Below are 20876 nucleotides of genomic sequence, written 5' to 3'. Positions count from 1 at the left end.
CGATCGAAGCAATGGCCTGCGGTACGCCGGTGGTTGCGTTCCGGCGTGGCGCCGTCCCGGAGATCATCGATGACGGTGTGTCCGGATGGATCGTGGATACGGTGGAGGAAGCTGTGGGCGCGCTCCGGCGCATAGACAGCCTCGATCGCGCACGAGTGCGGCAGACGTTCGAGAAGCGGTTCACGGTCGAGCGCATGTGCAGCGATTATGTGGCACTCTACCGAGCACTCACGAGCAGCACAGCACGCGCAGTTGCCCCCACAAACGAGCTCTCCAGAAATATCGCAATGGTGGCTGTGCCGGGCTGAGAACCGACTAATCCACATGCCGACCACTTAGGGTGGCGTCAGGGCGCGTGCGGGGCCTTGTCGCCGGGCGTGGCGACTGCGCCAGAACCCTTGATCAGCAGCAAGCCTTCCCGGGGCTAATGCTTTCGCGAGCGGCGGCGCACTGCCGCCCGGTCCGGATTGACGCGCGATACTTTCGCTGCAAAGGTACTTTAACGACTTGTTTACCATGCGTCAGTCAGGGGTGGGGGAATTTGGAACGGTTTCTGGGCGTGAACCGCCTTAATTGGGATGATCGGGCCGAACTGCACTCGACCGACACAACGGGCAGCTACCACATCGAGAATGTGCTGGCCGGCGGATCCAATCTCTATGAGCTGGAAACGCGCGAGCTCGGCGATATCGCCGGCAAGGATATCGTCCACCTGCAATGTCACATCGGTCTTGACACGATCAGCCTGAAGAATCTTGGCGCGGGCAGCGTGACCGGGCTCGACTTTTCACCGACGGCGATCGTGGCGGCGCGGGATTTTGCTGCGAAGGCAGGCACCGACGTGCGCTTCGTGGAGGCGCCACTGTTCGAGGCAGTGGAAGCGCTCGGCCGGACCTTTGACATCGCTTACGTTACCTGGGGTTCGGTAAACTGGCTGGACGACGTGTTCCGTTGGGCGCGGGTGGTTGCCGATCTCCTGCGACCCGGCGGCCGCCTCTATATGGCCGAGGGCCATCCATTGATGTTTCAGTGCGATCGAAAGGCCGCGGCCCTCGAATTGAAGCACGACTGGCGAACGCCGATAGCTCGGCCGCTCGCCTGGAACGAGGAACTGACCTACACCGGCGATGATCGCATCTTGAAGCATCCTCGATATTATGAGTGGATTCACCCGATCAGTGACGTGGTGAATGCGCTGATTTCAGCTGGTCTGACGCTCGATTTTCTCAATGAGCACGACACGGTTTCATGGCAGCACTTTTCATTTGCCGTACGGGCCGGCAAGGACATGTACGGCTTGCCCGAGAACTCTCCCAAGATACCGATGGCTTATTCCATTGGCGCGACGAAGCGCAGCGTCGGCAAGATACCATATCTTGTATCTCCCAAGTCGATTGAGGGGCACTAGTCCAGGTCCAACACGCTTGAGTACTCGGTTCGGAGCGCGTCGACGTGTGCAATTGCGCTCGCGCTCCTCGATCTTCCGAGCAAGCCTGATCTAGCTGGCCTCTCTGTGGTTCCGTTTCCACAGACGAACGCCTCGAGATGAGCAGGAAACGGCGGCCGGCCGCCGCTTCCTGCTCCCTTCCTCGCGAATGGTCGACAAACGCTGGATCGCCGGCACCAGCGCACCTCAATCGGTGGGGCCATGTCAGTGGAAGTCGGCGGCTGGCTCCAACCGCTCGGGCCTGCAACATCAGCAACGGTCGGAAAGTGCAAAAGCTCTAAGGAGCGTGAAGGTCAAATTAAACATTGAACGCTAATGTTCCTCATCGGGTCGACCCGGGAACCTGAAATGGCACTTGAGGAATCGCCTATTGGCTTTTTTCCGCGCTAGGTTCGGCGGCATCAAGGAGGTCGTCTTTTCGTCGGCAAATATTCCGGCGACGATCGCGCTTGTCGTCATTCTTATCAGCGCAGCGTTCGCGGAGCACCAGAACAAAGTCGTCTCGGACCAGGCCGTCCGTGCGGACGTGCTGACCAAGGTCAATCTCATCCGCGCCAAGCTCGAAGGCAATATCAACGGAAACCTTCAACTCGTGCGTGGATTGGTCGCTGCGGTCGTGACCGAACCCTATATGGGACAGCAACGCTTCGCCTCGCTGGCGAGCAATCTGTTTGGCGCCGACTCGCAATTGAACAATATTGCCGGCGCGCCCGATCTGGTCGTTTCCCTGATGTACCCGATGGAGGGTAATGAGCAGGCGATGGGCCTGGACTACCGCAAGAACGAGCGGCAGCGTGCGGCTGCGCTAAGGGCGCGAGATGAACGCAAGCTGGTGCTTGCCGGTCCCGTCGAGCTGAAGCAGGGAGGACAAGGCTTCATCGGCCGCTTTCCGGTTTTCGTGCCGAGCGCGGGCAACACGGAAAGGTTCTGGGGCATCATTTCCGCCGTTGTCGACGTGCAGCGCCTTTACAGAGCGAGCGGCATGCTTGACGGCGATCTCGGGATCGACGTCGCGCTGATCGGCAGGGACGCCCTTGGTCACCGTGGTGGTCAATTCTACGGCAATGAGGAGATCAGCAAAAGCGATCCGGTGACGGCTGACGTTTTGCTTCCTTCCGGCTCGTGGCAGCTGGCTGCCATTCCCAAGAATGGCTGGCCTTCGACGCCAAGTAACGCATGGTTGTTGCGCGCGATCATGGCGACGGCCGGGGCCTTGGTTGTGTTCCCCTTCCTGGTCACTGGTCGTCTGATAGGCGAAAGACAGCGCAATTATGCGGAATTGCGCCGATTGTCACGGCGCCTTGAACTCGCTCTGGAAGCTTCGGCTATCGGGGTTTGGGAACACGATCTCGCGACCAACGAGCTTACATGGGATGAACGCGTCAATGAAATATATGGCAAACCAGCGGGGGAGCACCGGGGCTACACAGACTGGGCGGGAGCGATCCATCCAGATGATCTGGCTGGCGCCAACGCAGATTTCGATAGGGCGGTGGCCAGCGGACGACCCTATTTGTCGGAGTACCGGATTGTGCGCCCGAATGGCGAAATCCGTCATGTCCGGTCCAAGGCGATCCTTTACCGTGCCACAAACGACACCCCAAAAATGATCGGCGCGGAATGGGATGTGACTGCCGACGTCCTGCTGAACAAGGATCTGGTTCGCGCAAAACAGCTGTCCGAGTCGAAAAATGCAGAACTCGAGTCAGCCAAGGCGCGCATAGAGCACATCGCGCTTCATGACTCGCTGACCGGCTTGCCCAACCGGCGTTACCTCGACCAGGTACTGGAAGACTACGCGGCAAACGCCAGGCGCTCAGGCGGGCATGCGGCACTGCTTCACATCGATCTGGATCGGTTCAAGCACATCAACGATACGCTGGGCCACGCCGCCGGTGACGCAATGTTGGTTCACGCGTCGACAGTCCTCAGATCGAAGGTCGGCGACGAGGGATTCGTCGCCCGCATCGGAGGAGACGAATTCATCGTTCTGTGCGTGGTACGCGACGATACCAAGCAACTGGCGCTGCTTGCCGGTCGAGTCATCAGCCAGATGCGCGAACCGGTCTACTATCAAGGCCATCGATGCCGTTTTGGCGTCAGCGTGGGTATAGCTGTCGACAACGGAAAAGATGTCGAAGCCAAACACCTGCTGGTGAACGCCGATATTGCGCTTTACCGAGCAAAGAGGCGTGGGCGCAATCGATACGAATTCTTCACCGACGCGATGCAAAGCGAAATCGTCGATACAAAGCGGATTGCCGACGAAATTCTCGGCGGCCTCGAGCGCAACGAATTCATTCCGTTCTACCAGCCCCAATTTGACGCAAAGACGCTCGAAATCGTTGGGGTTGAGGCGCTTGCGAGGTGGCGACATCCAGTAAAGGGTATTTTGGCGCCCGACGTCTTCCTGAGGATTGCAGAAGAACTGAACGTCGTCTCGATCATCGATCAAGCCATATTGAAGCAATCGCTTTCGGATTTCGAAGAGTGGTCCGCGGCAAAACTTAACATTCCACGGGTGTCGGTCAATGTCTCGGCGAGGCGCCTTCAAGACGAAGAGCTCATCAAGAGCCTGCGAGAACAAAATATCAAGAAAGGAACAGTTTCGTTTGAGCTCGTTGAGTCGATTTTCCTGGACGAGAACGACGATCTTGTCACCTGGAACATCGAGCAGATAAAAGAACTGGGGATTGACATCGAAATAGACGATTTTGGTACCGGTTACGCTTCGATAGTCAGTTTGCTGAAGTTGCAGCCTCGCCGGCTGAAGATAGATCGGCAGCTGGTTACCCCAATCGTCAAATCGCCGCAGAGAAGGCAGGTTGTCTCGTCGATTATTGAAATCGGCAAGTCGTTGGGTATCGAGGTCGTGGCGGAAGGCGTCGAGACGATGCAGCACGCGCGGCTACTCGAGGGCCTGGGCTGCGACATATTGCAGGGTTATGCCTTTGGCCACGCGTTCGATTCCGCGGGACTTGAGACCTTTGTCCGATCGCGGCGCCTGCGCACGGCCAGCTGAGCCTCGGCGCCAGAGTTTGCCGACCCGATCCGCCTTGAGCGTCGCAGTACATCTGCGCAACAAAGCTGATAACAGCAAATCTCAGATCAGCAGCAGGCCCGTCATGCTGGAGTGGCCTTTCCTGCCGATGATGATGTGGTCGTGAACGGCAATGCCAAGCGGTTTGGCCGTCTCTATGATCAGCTTGGTCATCTCGATGTCGGCGCGCGACGGCGGCGGGTCGCCCGACGGATGGTTGTGGAGCAGTCTCCCCTCAGGACCCATCGCATTGAACTGACAGAATTGTCTTGATTTGGAGAAATCGCTGGGGAACCACGTGACCCTTCACGCTCCCTCACATCTTCATTCATCGAGAAATATCAGACGTCCCGCGAATGTTGCCGTGGTGCTTCTCGCCTCGGGACGTCGCCGAGGGGGCGTCCGGATATCGCGACGCAAGGTACATGGTCCGTCAAATTTCGGGCCAAGACTCTATGTTGGCGTGCATCGGGCACTGGTCCCCGGGACACGCCGCAAATTCGCAGAGGCGACAAAAATGGCTGACGCCGTATGCATCCGTCGCTAGTGGGCGCATTAGCTTTTCGAGAAGGCCGGTGAGTTGTTTTTCCTCAGCCGCGGTGAGGACCCCAAGATAGTCATTGACCGCCGCGCAACGTGCGACAAGGGCGGGCAATACGGCTTCGCGGCCGGCCGGAGTGACGTGGAGGTGCGTAGCACGCTTGTCTTCACCCTTGCGAGCTTCGACGAAACCCTGAGCCTCAAGCTTGTCGACCAGACGCACCGTCGCAGTGTGCGAGAGGTTTAGCGCCCGCGCGAGCTGCGCGTTGGTGATGCCCTCCCAAAAGCCCATGATGTTGAGCGCAGCTGAGGCAGAGTCGGTTTGGTTGGGGTGACTTTTGAGGGTCGCGTCCACGCGCTCAGCGATTTCGCCAGCGAAGGCGGCAAGCATATTGGCGGTTCTCAAACGTGTCATGGCGGCAGTCTTTATCATGAGGGGTTGACGGCGCTAGCAATTATATGACTTATTATGTGCGTGTAGCACGCACTTTTCAAGGGAAAAGTCATGACAACTTTGCGGAAATGGACCCTGGTGGCAGGGCAGGTGGTAGCTCGATATAGCGTTGTCCTATTTTTCGTGTTGTTCGGAGTGGCGAAGTTCACTGCGGCCGAAGCGACTGCGATTCATCCGTTGCTTGTTCACAGCCCGTTCTTATTCTGGCTCCCCGGACTGCTCAATCAGCAACTGTCCTCGGACCTCATCGGCGTTGTGGAGATCGCCTTGGCTCTCATGATGGCCTCGCGTCCCTTTACCCCATGGGTCTCGGCAATTGGCAGTTACGGCATCGCTGCCTCGCTGGTGGTCACGCTGAGTTTCCTCGTCACCACGCCGCAACTCGACCCGGCGCTTGGCGCCTTCATCGTCAAGGACCTGACCCTTCTCGGGGTTGCGCTTTGGTCCGCTGGTGAGGCCTTGGAGGCCACAAAGCCGCGCGTGTCTTCGCTTTGAATGATAGCGGCGTAAGCAGCCAGGCAATCCGTCAGCGGACTTCAACAATCGGGAGATGGCAATGGGCACATCCGACACCACCGGCCTGCACACGGGCCGAGCCACGCATCGCGAATGGATCGGCCTCGCCATCATCGCGCTGCCCTGCATACTCTACGCGATGGATCTGACCGTGCTGAACCTGGCCGTGCCATCGCTAAGCGCCGACCTCAAGCCCACGGCCGCGCAACTGCTCTGGATCGTGGACATCTACGGCTTTCTGGCGGCCGGGTCGCTCCTCATCATGGGAGCTCTTGGCGATCGCATCGGCCGGCGGAAGCTGCTGCTGATTGGATCTACGTCTTTCGGGCTCCTGTCGCTGGCCGCAGCCTTTGCGCGCAGTGCCGAGATGCTCATCCTGGCTCGGGCACTGCTCGGGATTGCTGGCGCAACGCTGGCGCCCTCGACGCTATCTCTCATCAGCAACATGTTCCGCTATGACCGTCAGCGGACCTTCGCTGTAAGCGTCTGGGTCGCGAGTTTCTCGTTTGGCGGCGCGATCGGCCCGGTCGTTGGTGGTCTGCTTCTATCACACTTCTGGTGGGGAGCCGTGTTTCTGGTGCCTCTCCCCATTACGGCGCTTCTGCTGATAGTCGGACCGGTATTGCTGCCCGAGCACAGGACCCCAAACGCCGGGCGACTTGATATCCTGAGTGCTGCCTTGTCTCTGGCAGCTGTGTTGCCGATCGTCTTCGGGATCAAGCTAGTTGCTGAGGGCGGCAGTGTCGTGTGGGCGGCATCCGCGGTCGCACTAGGCCTGTTGTTCGGAGTGGTGTTCGCGAGGCGGCAGATGAGCTTGCCCGATCCGCTGCTTGACTTGCGCCTGTTCAAGCGGCCGGCTGTGGTGGCGGCGCTCGGCATTAACGTCCTCGACTTCTTCGTTGGCTTCGGAATTCTCGTTCTTGTCGCCCAGTATCTCCAGTTGGTCTTGGGGCTAACCCCCCTGGAAGCGGGCCTCTGGAGCATCCCGGCCGGGCTCGGCTTCATCGTGGGATCATTGTTGACTTCGGCTGTGCTCAGGCTGATGCGGCCAGCTTATGTCCTCGGCTTCGGCCTGACGCTTGCTGCTGGCGGTCTCGCCCTGATGGCATACGCCGGGGAAATACACAGCTTGGTTCTGATTGTTCTGGGAAACGTGCTGTTCTCGATCGGCTCGGCTCCCGGAATTGCGATCGTCGCGGACCTCGTCGTAAGCGCGGCGCCCAAGGAGCGATCCGGCGCTGCCTCGGCCCTTTCCGAGACGGCCTCCGAGTTCGGTGGCGCGCTAGGCATCGCCTTGCTTGGCAGTCTTGCCACCCTCCTTTATCGCTCTGCGCTCGGCATCACCATGCCCGCGGGTATTCCCGCCAACACAATAGAGACCGCGCTACGCGGTATTGGGGCAGCGAGCAGCCTTGCGCCAAGTCTCGGCGACGGCAGCGCGTTATTGTTGGCAGCGCAAAGCGCGTACACGAGCGCGGCGGACATCACGTTCTTGACTGCCGCGGGGATTGTGCTGCTGACGGCAATTGTCGCAGTGACAATGCTTCGGGGGCTGAAGACGCAGGGATAACGCCTCGCCTGGCCAAGTGCAGGATCGTCGCCTGTCTTCATCGTGCGCGCGCGATCGCGGTGATGCAGGCATTCTCGATCAAATCAGCAGCAGGCCCTTCATGCTGGAGTGGCCTTTCCTGCCGATGATGATGTGGTCGTGAACGGCAATGCCCAGCGGTTTGGCCGTCTCGATGATCAGCTTGGTCATCTCGATGTCGGCGCGCGATGGCGTCGGGTCTCCCGACGGATGGTTATGCGCCAGAATGATCGCCGTGGCAGAGAGCTCCAAGGCGCGCCTGACCACCTCGCGCGGATAGACCGGGGTGTGGTCGACGGTGCCGACCTGCTGGACTTCGTCGGCGATCAGCGCGTTTTTCTTGTCGAGGAACAGGATGCGGAACTGCTCGCGCTCCTCGAACGCCATCACCGACCGGCAGTATTCGAGAACCTGCGTCCAGGTCGACAACAGCTCGCGGCTGGCGATCTCGCCGCGCGCCATGCGCTGCGCCGTTGCCGCAACCACCTTGAGGTCGAGCGCCACCGCCGGGCCGATGCCCTTCACCTCCTGCAGGCGCTCGATGGGCGCGCCGAGGACCTCGGCCAATGTACCGAAGCGTGCCAGCAATGCCTTGGCGACCGGCTTGGTATCGGCGCGCGGGATTAGCCGAAACAATAAAAGCTCGAGCAGTTCATAGTCGGGGAGGGTGTTGGGACCGGCGGCGAAGCGCTCGCGCAAGCGGTCGCGATGGCCGAGATAATGTGGCTTGTCGGCGGCCACCGCCTTCGCGGGCGATCGCACCGGCCTTTCGGGAAAGAAGGCCCGCTCGTCGTCGTCACCATTCATGGCTGCCCCACCCAGCATTTACCGGGCAAGGTAACGCCCGATCTGCCAGACACTAGGCCCGCAGGCCGGGGCGGTCGAGGTTTTTTGGCGATAGCGTGAAGATCTCGCAGCCGGTCTCGGTGACGCCGATCGTGTGTTCGTACTGCGCCGACAGCGAACGGTCGCGCGTCACCGCGGTCCAGCCGTCCGACAGCACTTTCACATGCGGCCGGCCGAGATTGATCATCGGCTCGACGGTGAAGATCATGCCCGGCCGCATCTCGACGCCTTCGCTGGCGCTGCCGTAATGCAGGATATTCGGCGCGTCGTGAAACAGCCGGCCGACGCCATGGCCGCAGAAATCGCGCACCACCGAGCAACGCTCGGCTTCGGCGTAGGTCTGGATGGCGGCGCCGACGGCGCCGGTGCGCGCGCCCGGCTTGATTGCCGCGATGCCGCGCATCAGGCACTCATACGTGACTTCGAGCAGCCGCTCCGCGGCACGCTTGATCGTGCCCACCGGATACATACGCGAGGAGTCGCCATGCCAGCCGTCGAGGATATAGGTGACGTCGATATTGACGATGTCGCCATCCTTCAACGGCTTGTTGTCGGGTATGCCGTGACAGACGACGTGATTGATCGAGGTGCAGGATGATTTCGTGTAGCCGCGGTAGTTGAGCGTCGCCGGAAGCGCGCCGTGGTCCATGCCGAACTCGAAGACGAAGCGATCGATTGCTTCAGTAGTGACGCCGGGCGCCACCATCGGCACCAGTTCGTCGAGGCAGCGCGCGGTGAGATCGCAAGCCTTGCGCATGCCGACAAAACCTTCCTCGTTGTAAAGACGGATCTGGCCGGTGTTTCTGAGCGGTGCCGTGGCGGCGTCGAGATAGGTGACCATTTTTATCCGTCTTGCAGGGATGCGAGGCCTGGATGAGCCCCGCGAGAGAAATTCCCCCAGATTTGGCACTGGAAAGCGCAAGGTTCAAGGACGAACTGCCGCCGACAGCCGAAGACCGGCGATATTCACGCGTGAGGTATTCTCCTTGCCTGTTGCGGCCCACGCTTCGCCGGGTTCATTGGCTACCGTAGTGACGACACATTTTTAGGCGAGAAGCGGCCCAAGCGTTAAGCCGCCACCGCATTTTTTTGCGACCAACGGCGTTGCTGCGGGGCGTCGGTTCGGGAGAGATCGAATGGACAGACTGCAATTCGAGGTGCCGGTGCGGATCGCGCCTGTGCCCGGCCAGCCGGTCGAGGAAATCTACAGTGTCGAGCAGGCGCTCGATTTCCTGCAAACGTGGCCGGTTCGCCGGAAGGGACCAACCTACCAGGCCGCGTTCAATGCCTGTTTTGGCGCCACGGTGGACATCGTCGAGACCGAAGACGCATGGCGGGCCTTCATGGCCTTTTGCCGGGTGAGCGGCCTGCTGGCCAGGGACATGATGGTTCCGCGCAAGCGCGGCGGCGAGGCGAGGGGACTGCGGGCGTAGAAAGCCTTCGACGTAATCCTCAGTCGTCTTCGCCCCTCCTTTGCCGACATCCCCATCGGAGTGGCGGGTCAAGCAAAGCTTGCGCAGCATCACGCTGGCGATAGACATATGCCAAGTTGAAATGCTGGTACGCCCAAGGGGAATCGAACCCCTGTTACCGCCGTGAAAGGGCGGTGTCCTGACCGCTAGACGATGGGCGCGCTCAGATGTGAGCGCTTATAGTTGCGTCGCGACAAACCGGCAAGCCGTCTGCCGCCGGCTGCGACAACTTTTTTCCTTTGGCTCCAAACCGCGTCTTTCCGACAGCCAAGCTGGTTTTTTCGGCATGATGCAACGCCGCCGAAGGGGGCCTTCGCAGTGGCGGAAGAACCTCGCCCTAGCCGCGCCTGCGGCAGCGCCAGTTCCAGTCGCGCTCCGGGCCGACATCGACGTGAACGGATTCGGTGTGGCAGTAGGTGCCGACGCCGCCGCGGCCCGGCATGGTGCGGATGTAGCTCGCCAGTTCCCATTTCGAGACGCCGGGAACCTGGATGTCGGCGGCGGCGCAGTACATGTGCAGCGAGTTCTTGGCGCCGTTGGCACGGCGGTTGCGGGCCGGATCGCGATAGCCGGAGGTGACCGTCATCTTGCGGCCGTAGTGGCCTTCGATCGTCTTCAGCACGCGAACCAGAGACGGCTTCAAGCAGGCGACATCGACGCTTTCGTTCTGTTTCAGGAGGCCGTTGGGTGCCAGCCGGGCGAGGCCGGCCGCGGAGGCGACCTGGTAGGCGCCACCCGACCCTTCGTCTTCGTTGAGATCGACATCACTCTCATCGTCGAGGCCGGATTTGCGCTTGATCTCGAACAGCGCCGTCTGGCGCACGCCGGGCAGCGCATCGGCCGTGAAGTGGCTGGTATCGCCCGTCGACACCAACTGAACCGGCTTTTCAGCCGGATCGGCCGAGGCCAGGGTGACGGTGGGTTTTGTCGCAGGCGTCGCCTTGGCCTGCACGACGGTTGCCTGCCCGCCCGATCTGCTGTTGGCCGGCGAAGGAGGTGCCGCCGAGGCAGGCGTGGCGCTGAACAGCGAGGCCAGGAAGTTTTTCTTCGGTGCGTAGGCCTGTGGCTGCGGCATTTCGCCGGCGGTCACATAGACCGGGTTGTTCATCGCCGGTGCAGCGGCCTTGGCGTCGGGCTTCGATCCATCAGCACTGTTCTGTGCCACGGCCTGTTCGGCCGTCTGGGCGTTTGGTTGCAGCGGCTGCGGCGTCTGTCCCGCGATCGTCTCGGCTGCCGTGGGAACGGCGATCGGGAAGCCGGCATCGGGCTTGGCCCCCGGCTTGGCCACTGGCACATAGGCCACCTGCTCGGGAAGGTTGGCGTCGCCCTCGGCATTCATCGTCATTTGTGCAGTTGTCATCTGCGACGATGATGCGGCCGTGCTGGCCTGGGGCGCACCGGCGGCCGTGCTGATTTCGGTAGCCAAGGTATTATAGCCTGGCATGCCGACCGACATGGTCGGGTCGCCAGCCGAGGTGCAGGACGCCAGGAGCACCGAGAAAAGCGCCGCCACAATGGCGCGGCTTTCTCCCTTCGCGAGGCGCGATCCTGCTGATCTCAAAACAAAATTCCCCCTCGATATCCGACCGGTTCGTCATTGGCGCGGCGTCGAAACGTCTCGTCGAAATGACCCTTGTTCCCCGAACCGGAAACGAGACCTGTGTCAAATCTGCAAGCCTCAAAGTAATTTGGCGGCTAGAGGATGAATCAAGGCTGCTCAGGGTTGACGGCACCATTTCGCCCGCTTTTGGCGGCGCGTCAACTCACCACACATTACAGATGGTTACACGCGCACCTTGACATAGGTGCCGGGGGCTTCGCCTAGAACTTGCATATGCTCGCCCGGTTTGCGGGCCGGTACGCGGGTATTGTCCTTGGCTTCGATCCAGCGTTGCCAGTGCGGCCACCAGGAACCGGGATGGTTGGTGGCCCCGGCGAGCCACTGGTCGAAGTCGCCGGCCGGCTTGCTGCCGGTCCAGTAGTGATATTTCTGCGCCGCCGGCGGATTGACGACCCCGGCGATATGGCCGGAGCCGGCCATGACGTAGTCGACCTCGCCGCCGAAATATTTCGAGCCGAGGAATACCGACAGCGCCGGCGCGATGTGGTCCTCCTTGGAGGCGAGGTTGTAGACGGGAATGGTAACGTCCTTCAGCGAAACCGTGCGGCCCGCCAGTTCCATCATGCCTTGCGAAAGCCTGTTCTCGAGGTAGCAATTGCGCAAGTAGAAAGAATGATTGGCAGCGCCCATTCGGGTCGAATCGGCATTCCAGTAGAGCAGGTCGAAGGGCAGGGGATCCTTGCCGCGCATGTAGTTGTTGACGACATAGGGCCAGATCAGGTCGCCCGAGCGCAGCATGTTGAAGGCGGTCGCCATCTTGGTGCCGTCGAGATAGCCTTTTTCGTTCATCGCCTTTTCGACGGCCGCGACCTGCTCCTCGTCGACGAACACTTTTAGATCGCCGGCATAGGTGAAATCGACCTGGGTGGTGAAGAAGGTGGCGGATTTGATGCGGTGGTCGCCTTCCTGCGCCATCAGCGCCAGGGCCGCCGCCAGAAGCGTGCCGCCGACGCAATAGCCGATGGCGTTGACTTGCCTTTCGCCGGTGGCCTTTTCGATCGTGTCGAGGCCGTATTGCAGGCCCTCCCTGATATAGGCCTCCCAGCTCTTGGCGCCGTGCCGCTCATCCGGGTTGATCCAGGAGATGACGAAGACGGTGTGGCCTTGCTCGACTGCCCAACCAATGAAGGACTTTTGCGGGTTGAGGTCGAGAATGTAGTATTTGTTGATCCATGGCGGGCAGATCAGCAGCGGCCGCTTGAGCACGGTCTCGGTCGCCGGCTCGTATTGCAGGATTTCGGCGATGTCGCTGCGGCCGACCACCTTGCCGGGCGTCGCGGCGAGATTCTTGCCGATCTCGAAGGGTGAATAATCGGCCTGCCGCAGCTTCAGGTCGCCCTTCCCGGCGGCAATGTCCTCGGCCAGCATCTTCATGCCGCGCACCAGGTTTTCGCCGTTCGAGGCGACGGTCTCGCGAAATAATTCCGGATTGGTCAGGATGAAATTCGACGGCGAGATGGCATTGGACACCTGCTTGACATAAAAGCCGGCCTTGTGGCGGGTGTGCTCGTCCAGGCCGTCGGCGTGCTCGACCAGTTCGGCCGCCCAGCGCGAGGTGACCAGATAGGCCTGTTTGAGAAAATCGAAGAAAGCGTTGCGGCCCCATTCGGGGTCCTGGAAACGCTTGTCGCCGCGCTCGGGCTTGACCGCGTCGTCGGCATCTTCGCCGCCGGCGCTGAGACGCTGGATGGAGTTGGCCCAGACGGTCATATAGCCGGAGAACAGCCGCGTCTGCGCCTCAAGCGCGCGCTGCGGGTCGGAAAGCCAGTATTCGCTGAGCTTGGAGAAGGTTTTCACCATGTCGACGAACGGCTCGGCGACATGATCGCGTACCTCGCCTTTTTCCCGCGGCTCGGCCCATGCCGAGGCGGCCTTGCCGGCCTGCTCGATCACGCGGGCCATGTTCAGAGCGAAGCGTTCCGGGTCCTTCACCAGATATTGCTCGACGGTCGAAGGTTGGTCATCTTCCGCTTTGCCCGAATCGGGTGTTTTGGACATGGTTCGCGGGGTTCCTCCCGAAGCGTTTTGTTGACATATTACCATGGGATATCGGACAGGGTCCAATGTGCTCTAACCCGGCCGCCAGGAAAACAATATGACGATTAATATTGGCAAGAACGTTTTTTCCGGCACTGGTCGTTTTTGCCGCATGGCGCTCGTCATGTTGGCGATGGCCGGTTGCACGAGCAGCAACATAGAAGGTGCGGCGCCCACCACCGGCCTTGTCGGGGCGAAGGATACCGGTTCCTATCCGAACCTGAATATCCGGCCGCAGGTGGCGGCCGAGCAATTCACCGACGAGGAAAAGAACGCCAAGCTCGCCCAACTGAAGGCCGAGGAGCAGAGCCAGGCCGCGAAGGGCGGCGGCATCAAGGTCGCGGACCAGGCAGCGCTGGACCAACTCGCAAAAAAACACGGCGCCGAGGCGCTGAAGCAGATCGAAGGCAAATGCGACCCCGCTCTCGACCCTAATTGCAAATAGGCTTATACGCGCGACCGCAACCTCACTGTCTGGAACTGCCATGGAAGAATTTCACAAGGTCCGCCGGCTTCCGCCCTATGTCTTCGAACAGGTCAACCGGCTGAAGGCCAGCGCCCGTTCGCGCGGCGCCGACATCATCGACCTTGGCATGGGCAATCCGGACCTGCCGACGCCCAAAGCCATCGTCGACAAACTCTGCGAGGTGGTACGCGATCCGCGCACGCACCGCTATTCGTCGTCACGCGGCATTCCGGGCCTGCGCCGTGCCCAGGCCAACTATTATGCCCGCCGCTTCGGCGTGAAGCTCGATCCGGACAGCCAGGTGGTGGCGACGCTCGGCTCGAAGGAGGGCTTTGCCAATATGGCGCAGGCGATCACCGCCCCCGGCGACGTGATCCTTTGCCCCAACCCGACCTATCCGATTCACGCCTTCGGCTTCATCATGTCGGGCGGCGTCATCCGCTCGCTGCAGGTCGAGCCGGACGACGGCTTCATCCCGGCCCTGGAGCGCGGCATCCGCCATTCGATCCCGAAGCCGCTGGCACTGATCCTGAATTATCCGTCCAACCCGACGGCACTGGTCGCTTCGCTCGATTTCTACAAGGAAGTGGTGGCCTTCGCGAGGAAGAACGACATCATCATCCTGTCGGATCTTGCCTATTCGGAGATCTATTTCGACGGCAATCCGCCGCCTTCGGTGCTGCAGGTGCCGGGCGCCATAGACGTCGCGGTCGAGTTCACCTCGATGTCGAAGACCTTTTCTATGCCGGGCTGGCGCATGGGTTTTGCGGTCGGCAATGAACGGCTGATCTCGGCGCTGACGCGGGTGAAATCCTATCTCGACTACGGCGCCTTCACGCCGATCCAGGTGGCGGCGGCGCATGCACTCAACGGCGACGGCGCCGACATCGCCGAAGTGCGCGACGTCTACCGCAAACGCCGCGATGTCATGGTCGACGCCTTCAGCCGTGCCGGCTGGACCATTCCCGCACCGGCGGCGTCGATGTTCGCCTGGGCGCCGATCCCGGAGCCGTTCAAGCACCTCGGCTCGCTCGAATTCTCCAAGCTCCTGATCGAGCACGCCGACGTCGCGGTGGCGCCGGGCGTCGGCTTCGGCGAACATGGCGACGATCACGTGCGCATCGCGCTGGTTGAAAACGAGCACCGGATCCGGCAAGCTGCGCGCAACATCAAGCGCTTCCTCGCATCCAGCGCCAAGCAGCCAAACAATGTCGTGCCGCTCGCCGCGCATCGCTGAGTGGTTCAGTCACAGCCATGACCGACCCTGCCAGCATGAACGTCCAAGCCGTCGTTTATGTCAGGCTAGTCAATGAGTCGGTTTCCGTTTGGCGGCCGGTGCAAGCAAAACAAATTAGTCCGACCACATACCTCATCTTGGACCAGCCCATACCAGCCTCGGAAGTGTGGGAGTTTCAGCCCGGGACTATAGTCACCGTGATCCGGAAGCCTGATGAAAACGACGACTATCGGGTTGCGGTCGAAAATCAATTCTAGCTGGCGGACAGACTCTCCGATGACTGAAGCGTTGCGTGTTGGAATTGCCGGCCTCGGCACCGTCGGTGCGTCGGTGGCCCGCGTGCTGCGCGACAAGGCGGCCGAACTGACGCGGCAGTGCGGACGCGACATCGTCGTGTCGGCGGTTTCGGCCCGCGATCCCAAACGCGACCGCGGCATTGATCTTGGCACAGCACAGTGGTTCGACGACGCCGTCAAGATGGCGCAGACCGCCGAGATAGATGTCTTCGTCGAGCTGATCGGCGGCGACGAAGGCCCGTCACGCTCGTCCGTCAAAGCGGCGCTCGAGGCCGGCCGACATGTCGTCACCGCAAACAAAGCGTTGCTTGCCAAGCACGGGGTGGCATTGGCCGAGATCGCCGAGAGGAAAGGCGTGCTGCTCAATTACGAAGCGGCGGTGGCCGGCGGCATTCCGGTTATCAAGACAATGCGCGAGGCGATGGCCGGCAATTCGGTGACCCGCGTTTTCGGCATCCTCAACGGTACCTGCAACTATATTCTGACGCGCATGGAAGCCGAGGGCCTGTCCTTTGATGCCTGCCTGAAGGATGCGCAACGGCTGGGCTATGCCGAAGCCGACCCGACCTTCGACATCGAGGGCCACGACACCGCGCACAAGCTGTCGATCCTGACCAGCCTTGCCTTCGGCACGAGGATCGCTGCCAACGATATCTACATGGAAGGCATTTCCAACATCAGCCAGGCCGACATCCGCGCAGCCGGCGATCTCGGCTACCGGATCAAGCTGCTCGGCGTCGCCCAACGCACCGAAAGCGGCATCGAGCAGCGCGTGCACCCGACCATGGTGCCGACGGCCTCGGTCATCGCGCAGGTACACGGCGTCACCAACGCAGTGGCGATAGAAACCGACATCCTCGGCGAATTGCTGCTTTCCGGCCCTGGCGCCGGCGGTAACGCCACCGCGTCGGCGGTGATCGGCGACATTGCCGACATCGCCAAGAGCCGGCCCGGCTTCCAGCATGGTCCGGTCTTCGGCCGGCCGGCGAAGGAATTGAAGCCTTACAAGAAGGCGCAGATGCGCAGCCATGCCGGCGGCTATTTCATCCGGCTGACCGTGCACGACCGCCTCGGCGTCTTCGCGGCAATAGCCAAGCGCATGGCCGACAACGACATTTCGCTGGAGTCGATTGTCCAGCATGCCACCGGGCCGGAAACCGAGGCACAGAAGACCGTCATCCTGGTGACCCACGAGACGACCGAGGCGGCGGTGCGCAAGGCCGTCGACGGCATCACCAGGGACAGGCTTCTGACCGACAAGCCGCAAGTCATCCGCATCGAGCGGGCCGGATAGCAGTCTCACATTTTGCGTTTAATCGATTGATATTGCTGCGCTTTCAAAAAGGTCCAGCGCAGGTCTTGCTGTTGTCACGGGGCTTTGACACAAGAAGCGCGTCTCTGGCGGGAGGCTAATGCATGTCGCCCAAAAGTGTGCGGCGGTTTCGGGACAACGACATGCATAAAAACAAAGTGCCAACGAGGATTGTCCATCGATGAATGTGGCCCAGAACATTGTCGCCGGCCTCGACCGGATACTGACCATGGAGTTGGTGCGCGTCACGGAACGCGCCGCGGTCGCGGCCGCCAGATTGCGCGGACGCGGCGACGAGAAGGCGGCCGACCAGGTCGCGGTCGATGCCATGCGGCAGGAGCTCAACCGCCTTGCCATCAACGGCACGGTGGTGATCGGCGAAGGCGAGCGCGACGAGGCGCCGATGCTTTATATCGGCGAGGAGGTCGGTACCGGCAAAGGCCCGGCTGTCGACATCGCGCTCGATCCGCTCGAAGGCACGACGATCTGCGCCAAGAACCTGCCCAACGCATTGGCCGTTATTGCCATTGCCGAAAAAGGCAGCCTTTTGTTCGCGCCCGACGTCTATATGGACAAGATCGCGATCGGCCCGGGCTATGCCGACGCCATCATCGACATCGATGCCTCGCCGGCCGAAAACATCGCCAGCCTGGCCAAGGCCAAGGGCGTGCCGGTGGCGGAGATCACCGCCTGTATTCTCGACCGGCCACGCCATGGCGCGTTGATCGAAGCCGTGCGGGCGACCGGAGCCGCAATCCGTCTGATCGGCGACGGTGATGTCGCCGGGGTTATCCACACCACCGATCCGGACGAGACCGGCATCGACATCTATCTCGGCACCGGAGGTGCGCCGGAAGGCGTGCTCGCAGCTGCCGCCTTGCGCTGCACCGGTGGCCAGATGCAAGGCAGGTTGATGCTCGACACGCCGGAAAAGCTGGCGCGCGCCGCCAAGATGGGCATCTCCGACCCCAAACGGATCTACCACACGCAAGACATGGCACGCGGGGACGTGCTGTTTGCCGCGACCGGCGTGACCGACGGCAACATGCTGGCCGGCGTCAAGTTCGGCCGCAATTTCATCACCACGCATACGATCGTGCTGCGCTCGTCATCGCGGACCGTGCGCGAGATTAAGGCCAGGCACCACGATCTGGAAAAGTTTTGATTTCGACTCAGTTAGCCGTTGCATATTGTGGGCAATGACAAATTGCAGACGGCGCGTCACGTGACGGGGGAAAGACGCTTTTTCCTCGATGTCAGGCAATCGGCCACCGGCGTTTCCTGGGAACACCGACTGACCGAGCGCCAGGACATGGCCGCGCTCGCCATCGCGCAAGGTTATGGCGTGCCCGACATCGTGGCGCGCGTGCTGGCCGGGCGCGGCGTCACCGCCGATCAGACCGAGCGGTTCCTGGATCCGACCATCCGCAACATGCTGCCCGACCCGGCATCGCTGACCGACATGGACATGGCGGCCTCTCGCCTCGCCCAAGCGGTGGTTGCCAGGGAAAAGGTGGCGATCTTTGGCGACTACGATGTCGACGGCGCCGCCTCGTCGGCGCTGCTCAAGCGCTTCCTCGCACATTTCTCGGTGCCGTCGGAGATTTATATACCGGACCGCATCTTCGAGGGTTACGGCCCCAATCCGGAAGCGATGCGCGAACTCGTCTCGCGCGGCGCGACGCTGATCGTCACCGTCGATTGCGGCACCAATAGTGCTGCTTCCATCGACGCCGCGAAGTCCGCCGGCGCCGACGTTGTGGTGCTCGATCACCATCAGGTCGGCGGGCTGTTGCCGGCGGCTGCTGCGGTCGTCAACCCAAATCGCGAGGACGACCTTTCCGGGCAAGGCCATCTCTGTGCCGCAGGCGTCGTCTTCCTTTGCCTGGTGCAGACGGCGAAGATCCTGCGCGGCCGCCTGCCGGATGCCGCACCGCCGGATCTGCTTGGCCTGCTCGACCTGGTGGCGCTGGGCACTGTCTGCGACGTGGTGCCGCTCACCGGCGTCAACCGGGCCTTCGTGGTCAAGGGGCTGCAGATAGCGCGGCAGCAGAGAAACGAAGGGCTGGCGGCGCTGGCGCGGGTCTCACGTATCGGCGAGCCGATCAACACATTCCATCTCGCCTTTCTGATCGGTCCGCGCATCAACGCCGGCGGGCGCATCGGCGACGCAGCACTTGGCAGCCGCCTCCTTGCAACCGACGACCCCGTCGAGGCCCGCACCATCGCCGAGACACTGGACCGGCTCAACCAGGAGCGGCAGTCGATGGAACAGGAGATGCTGGCCGCGGCGCGCTCAGAGGCCGACGCCGAGCTTGCGGGCGGCAATGGTCCGGCAATCGTGGTCACAGCCAGCAGCAACTGGCACCCGGGCATTGTCGGCCTGCTTGCCTCGCGGCTCAAGGACCATGCGCGCCGGCCCGCATTTGCCATCGCCTTCAACGCCAATGGTGTCGGTACCGGTTCAGGCCGTTCAGTGTCTGGCTTCGACCTCGGCCGGCTGGTGCGCGAGGCTGCCGATGCCGGGTTGATCGTCAAGGGCGGCGGCCACGGAATGGCGGCCGGCATCACCGTCGAACGGGCGAAGCTCGGCGAACTCAGGGCTTTCTTCGAAGAGCGCGCGGCTGTGGATGTGTTCCGCCTGCAAGGCGAGGAGAGCCTGGCGATCGACGGCGCCCTTGCCGCCGAGGGCGCGACGCTCGCGCTGCTTGATGCGCTTGAGAGGGCAGGGCCGTTCGGCGCAGGGCATGTCGCGCCGGTGTTCGCGCTGCCGCGTCACCGGCTTGTCGATGCGCGGGCGGTCGGCAGCAACCACATCCGCGCCGACCTGCAGTCGGAAAGCGGCGGCCGCATCCAGGCGATCGCCTTTCGCGCCGTCGATACTGCGCTCGGCGAATTCCTGTTCAAGAACAGGGGCAAGCCGGTGCATGTCGCAGGCTCGCTGTCGGGCAACCACTGGAACGGCAACCGCACGGTGCAATTTCGTATCGTCGACGCGGCGCTTGCCTGAGAGCTCGCTGCCGCCCTGCCTAAGCGAGGACGGTCTGCAGCCGGGTCAGGTCGCCGATCTGCGCCATCGTCGCCTGGTAGCCGATACGGATCGCTTCGTCGGCGCGGTGGAATTCGGTCAGGCCGATATGGCTGAGCTTCGGCTGCAGCGATATGTCCGGCGGGTCACCGGCCAGCCTGGCGCGCGAAATGCGGTCCTGGATGATGTTGAAGGCCTCGACCATGACGCCGGTAATGCCGAGCCGCGTCTCGCGCGACTGGCGTTCGGGATCGGCGTGGCCCGCCCTCGGCGCGTCTTTCTCGATGACCAGCTCGCCGGCACTGTGCTTGATCACCGCGGCGCGGCCGAACAGATCGTAGTGAAGGTTCACCGCGACTACGAGCGGCTGCTCGTAGGCACGGCAGACCGAGACCGGCACCGGATTGACCAGGGCGCCGTCAACCAGCACACGCCCATTGCAGGCGACCGGCTCGAACACGCCGGGCAGCGCGTAGGAGGCGCGCATGGCGGTGCTCAACGAGCCGCTCGACAGCCAGATCTCATGGCCGGTGCGGATTTCCGCAGCGACGCAGACGAATGGTTTTGGCAGGTCCTCGAAGCGGATGCCGGCTATGTGCTCGCGCAGCCGCGCATCGAGCTTCATGCCACCGAACAGACCGCTGCCGCGTAGATTGAGGTCGAGAAGGCCAAAAATGCGCCGCCTGGTCAGGCTGCGCGCGAATTCTTCCAGCTGGTCGAGCTTGCCGGCAACATAGCAGCCGCCGACCAGCGCGCCGATCGAGGTGCCGGCGATCATCGACACTTCGATGCCGGCTTCGTCAAGCGCGCGCAGCACGCCGATATGCGCCCAGCCGCGCGCACAGCCGCCACCCAATGCCAGCGAAATCCCCGTTTTGCCCGGAGATTTGGTTTCGGATGCGCCCGCGGCCGAGGAGAGGCCATTGGCCTCCCGAACGTCAGGTCTGTTGCGCAATGACGCCCAGTCGAGCATCAC

The 20876-nt window shown here is 62.0% G+C and carries 17 protein-coding genes, 1 tRNA gene and 1 pseudogene; 11 read left to right on the top strand and 8 right to left on the bottom strand.

Annotation, left to right across the window (positions count from 1 at the left end):
• The 3 genes from NKJ46_RS23445 to NKJ46_RS23435 all read left to right on the top strand — a co-directional run.
• A partial coding sequence (locus tag NKJ46_RS23445) for a glycosyltransferase (protein ID WP_352667984.1) occupies positions 1–308 on the top strand: 308 nt, incomplete at its 5' end.
• 233 nt (positions 309–541) lie between these two features.
• Positions 542–1408 (top strand): class I SAM-dependent methyltransferase, encoded by an 867-nt coding sequence (locus NKJ46_RS23440; protein ID WP_352667983.1) that lies wholly within the window; start codon positions 542–544, stop codon positions 1406–1408.
• Positions 1409–1889: 481 nt separating this feature from the next.
• Complete coding sequence (locus tag NKJ46_RS23435) at positions 1890–4469, top strand: bifunctional diguanylate cyclase/phosphodiesterase (protein WP_352667989.1); 2580 nt, start codon at positions 1890–1892, stop codon at positions 4467–4469.
• 81 nt (positions 4470–4550) lie between these two features.
• On the opposite strand, the pseudogene NKJ46_RS23430 reads toward NKJ46_RS23435, so the two are convergent.
• Both NKJ46_RS23430 and NKJ46_RS23425 read right to left on the bottom strand, forming a co-directional pair.
• A pseudogene (locus NKJ46_RS23430) lies at positions 4551–4715 on the bottom strand (JAB domain-containing protein); the annotation flags it as partial.
• Between the two features lie 205 nt (positions 4716–4920).
• Positions 4921–5442 carry a MarR family winged helix-turn-helix transcriptional regulator gene (locus NKJ46_RS23425; protein ID WP_352667981.1) on the bottom strand — a complete coding sequence of 174 codons (522 nt, stop codon included), beginning with the start codon at positions 5440–5442 and terminating at the stop codon, positions 4921–4923.
• A 90-nt stretch (positions 5443–5532) separates the two neighbouring features.
• Between NKJ46_RS23425 and NKJ46_RS23420 the strand changes: the two genes are divergently transcribed.
• Both NKJ46_RS23420 and NKJ46_RS23415 read left to right on the top strand, forming a co-directional pair.
• Positions 5533–5976: a DUF417 family protein gene (locus NKJ46_RS23420; RefSeq protein ID WP_352667980.1), complete on the top strand. Its 444-nt coding sequence runs from the start codon at positions 5533–5535 to the stop codon at positions 5974–5976.
• A gap of 61 nt (positions 5977–6037) precedes the next feature.
• On the top strand, positions 6038–7567 hold the full coding sequence (locus NKJ46_RS23415) for an MFS transporter (RefSeq protein WP_352667979.1): 1530 nt from the start codon (positions 6038–6040) through the stop codon (positions 7565–7567).
• Between the two features lie 78 nt (positions 7568–7645).
• On the opposite strand, the gene radC is transcribed toward NKJ46_RS23415, so the two are convergent.
• Positions 7646–8392: a RadC family protein gene (radC, locus tag NKJ46_RS23410; protein ID WP_352667977.1), complete on the bottom strand. Its 747-nt coding sequence runs from the start codon at positions 8390–8392 to the stop codon at positions 7646–7648.
• A 52-nt stretch (positions 8393–8444) separates the two neighbouring features.
• On the bottom strand, positions 8445–9272 hold the full coding sequence (gene map, locus NKJ46_RS23405; RefSeq protein ID WP_352667974.1) for a type I methionyl aminopeptidase: 828 nt from the start codon (positions 9270–9272) through the stop codon (positions 8445–8447).
• Positions 9273–9567: 295 nt separating this feature from the next.
• Here map and NKJ46_RS23400 point away from each other — a divergent pair, with 295 nt between their 5' ends.
• Positions 9568–9864 carry a DUF982 domain-containing protein gene (locus NKJ46_RS23400; RefSeq protein WP_023678889.1) on the top strand — a complete coding sequence of 99 codons (297 nt, stop codon included), beginning with the start codon at positions 9568–9570 and terminating at the stop codon, positions 9862–9864.
• A gap of 125 nt (positions 9865–9989) precedes the next feature.
• Here the strand turns inward: NKJ46_RS23400 and NKJ46_RS23395 are convergent.
• From NKJ46_RS23395 to phaC, 3 genes are all read right to left on the bottom strand, one after another.
• A tRNA-Glu gene (locus tag NKJ46_RS23395) sits at positions 9990–10064 on the bottom strand.
• 176 nt (positions 10065–10240) lie between these two features.
• The gene (locus NKJ46_RS23390; protein WP_352667988.1) at positions 10241–11359 is read right to left on the bottom strand and encodes a YcbK family protein; all 1119 of its coding nucleotides are present in this window, start codon (positions 11357–11359) and stop codon (positions 10241–10243) included.
• Between the two features lie 327 nt (positions 11360–11686).
• On the bottom strand, positions 11687–13522 hold the full coding sequence (gene phaC, locus NKJ46_RS23385) for a class I poly(R)-hydroxyalkanoic acid synthase (RefSeq protein WP_352667973.1): 1836 nt from the start codon (positions 13520–13522) through the stop codon (positions 11687–11689).
• A 97-nt stretch (positions 13523–13619) separates the two neighbouring features.
• Here phaC and NKJ46_RS23380 point away from each other — a divergent pair, with 97 nt between their 5' ends.
• The 5 genes from NKJ46_RS23380 to recJ all read left to right on the top strand — a co-directional run bounded on the left by NKJ46_RS23380 (position 13620) and on the right by recJ (position 19882).
• On the top strand, positions 13620–14006 hold the full coding sequence (locus NKJ46_RS23380; protein WP_352667972.1) for a hypothetical protein: 387 nt from the start codon (positions 13620–13622) through the stop codon (positions 14004–14006).
• 40 nt (positions 14007–14046) lie between these two features.
• A complete protein-coding gene (locus tag NKJ46_RS23375) occupies positions 14047–15264 on the top strand; it encodes an LL-diaminopimelate aminotransferase (protein ID WP_023678886.1) in 1218 nt (405 codons plus the stop codon).
• 276 nt (positions 15265–15540) lie between these two features.
• Positions 15541–16854 (top strand): homoserine dehydrogenase, encoded by a 1314-nt coding sequence (locus tag NKJ46_RS23370; protein ID WP_352667970.1) that lies wholly within the window; start codon positions 15541–15543, stop codon positions 16852–16854.
• 199 nt (positions 16855–17053) lie between these two features.
• Complete coding sequence (glpX, locus tag NKJ46_RS23365; RefSeq protein ID WP_352667968.1) at positions 17054–18037, top strand: class II fructose-bisphosphatase; 984 nt, start codon at positions 17054–17056, stop codon at positions 18035–18037.
• A 60-nt stretch (positions 18038–18097) separates the two neighbouring features.
• A complete protein-coding gene (recJ, locus tag NKJ46_RS23360) occupies positions 18098–19882 on the top strand; it encodes a single-stranded-DNA-specific exonuclease RecJ (protein ID WP_352667967.1) in 1785 nt (594 codons plus the stop codon).
• 19 nt (positions 19883–19901) lie between these two features.
• Here the strand turns inward: recJ and NKJ46_RS23355 are convergent, their stop codons facing one another.
• Positions 19902–20873, bottom strand: coding sequence for a patatin family protein (locus NKJ46_RS23355; protein WP_352667965.1), 972 nt, complete (start codon positions 20871–20873; stop codon positions 19902–19904).
• Positions 20874–20876: the final 3 nt, after the last annotated feature.

The sequence above is a fragment of the Mesorhizobium sp. M0166 genome (genome assembly GCF_040322255.1).
In the GTDB taxonomy this organism is placed as follows: Bacteria; Pseudomonadota; Alphaproteobacteria; order Rhizobiales; family Rhizobiaceae; genus Mesorhizobium.
Note: the sequence above shows the minus strand (reverse complement) of the source record. Positions and strands in the feature narration are given on the sequence as shown.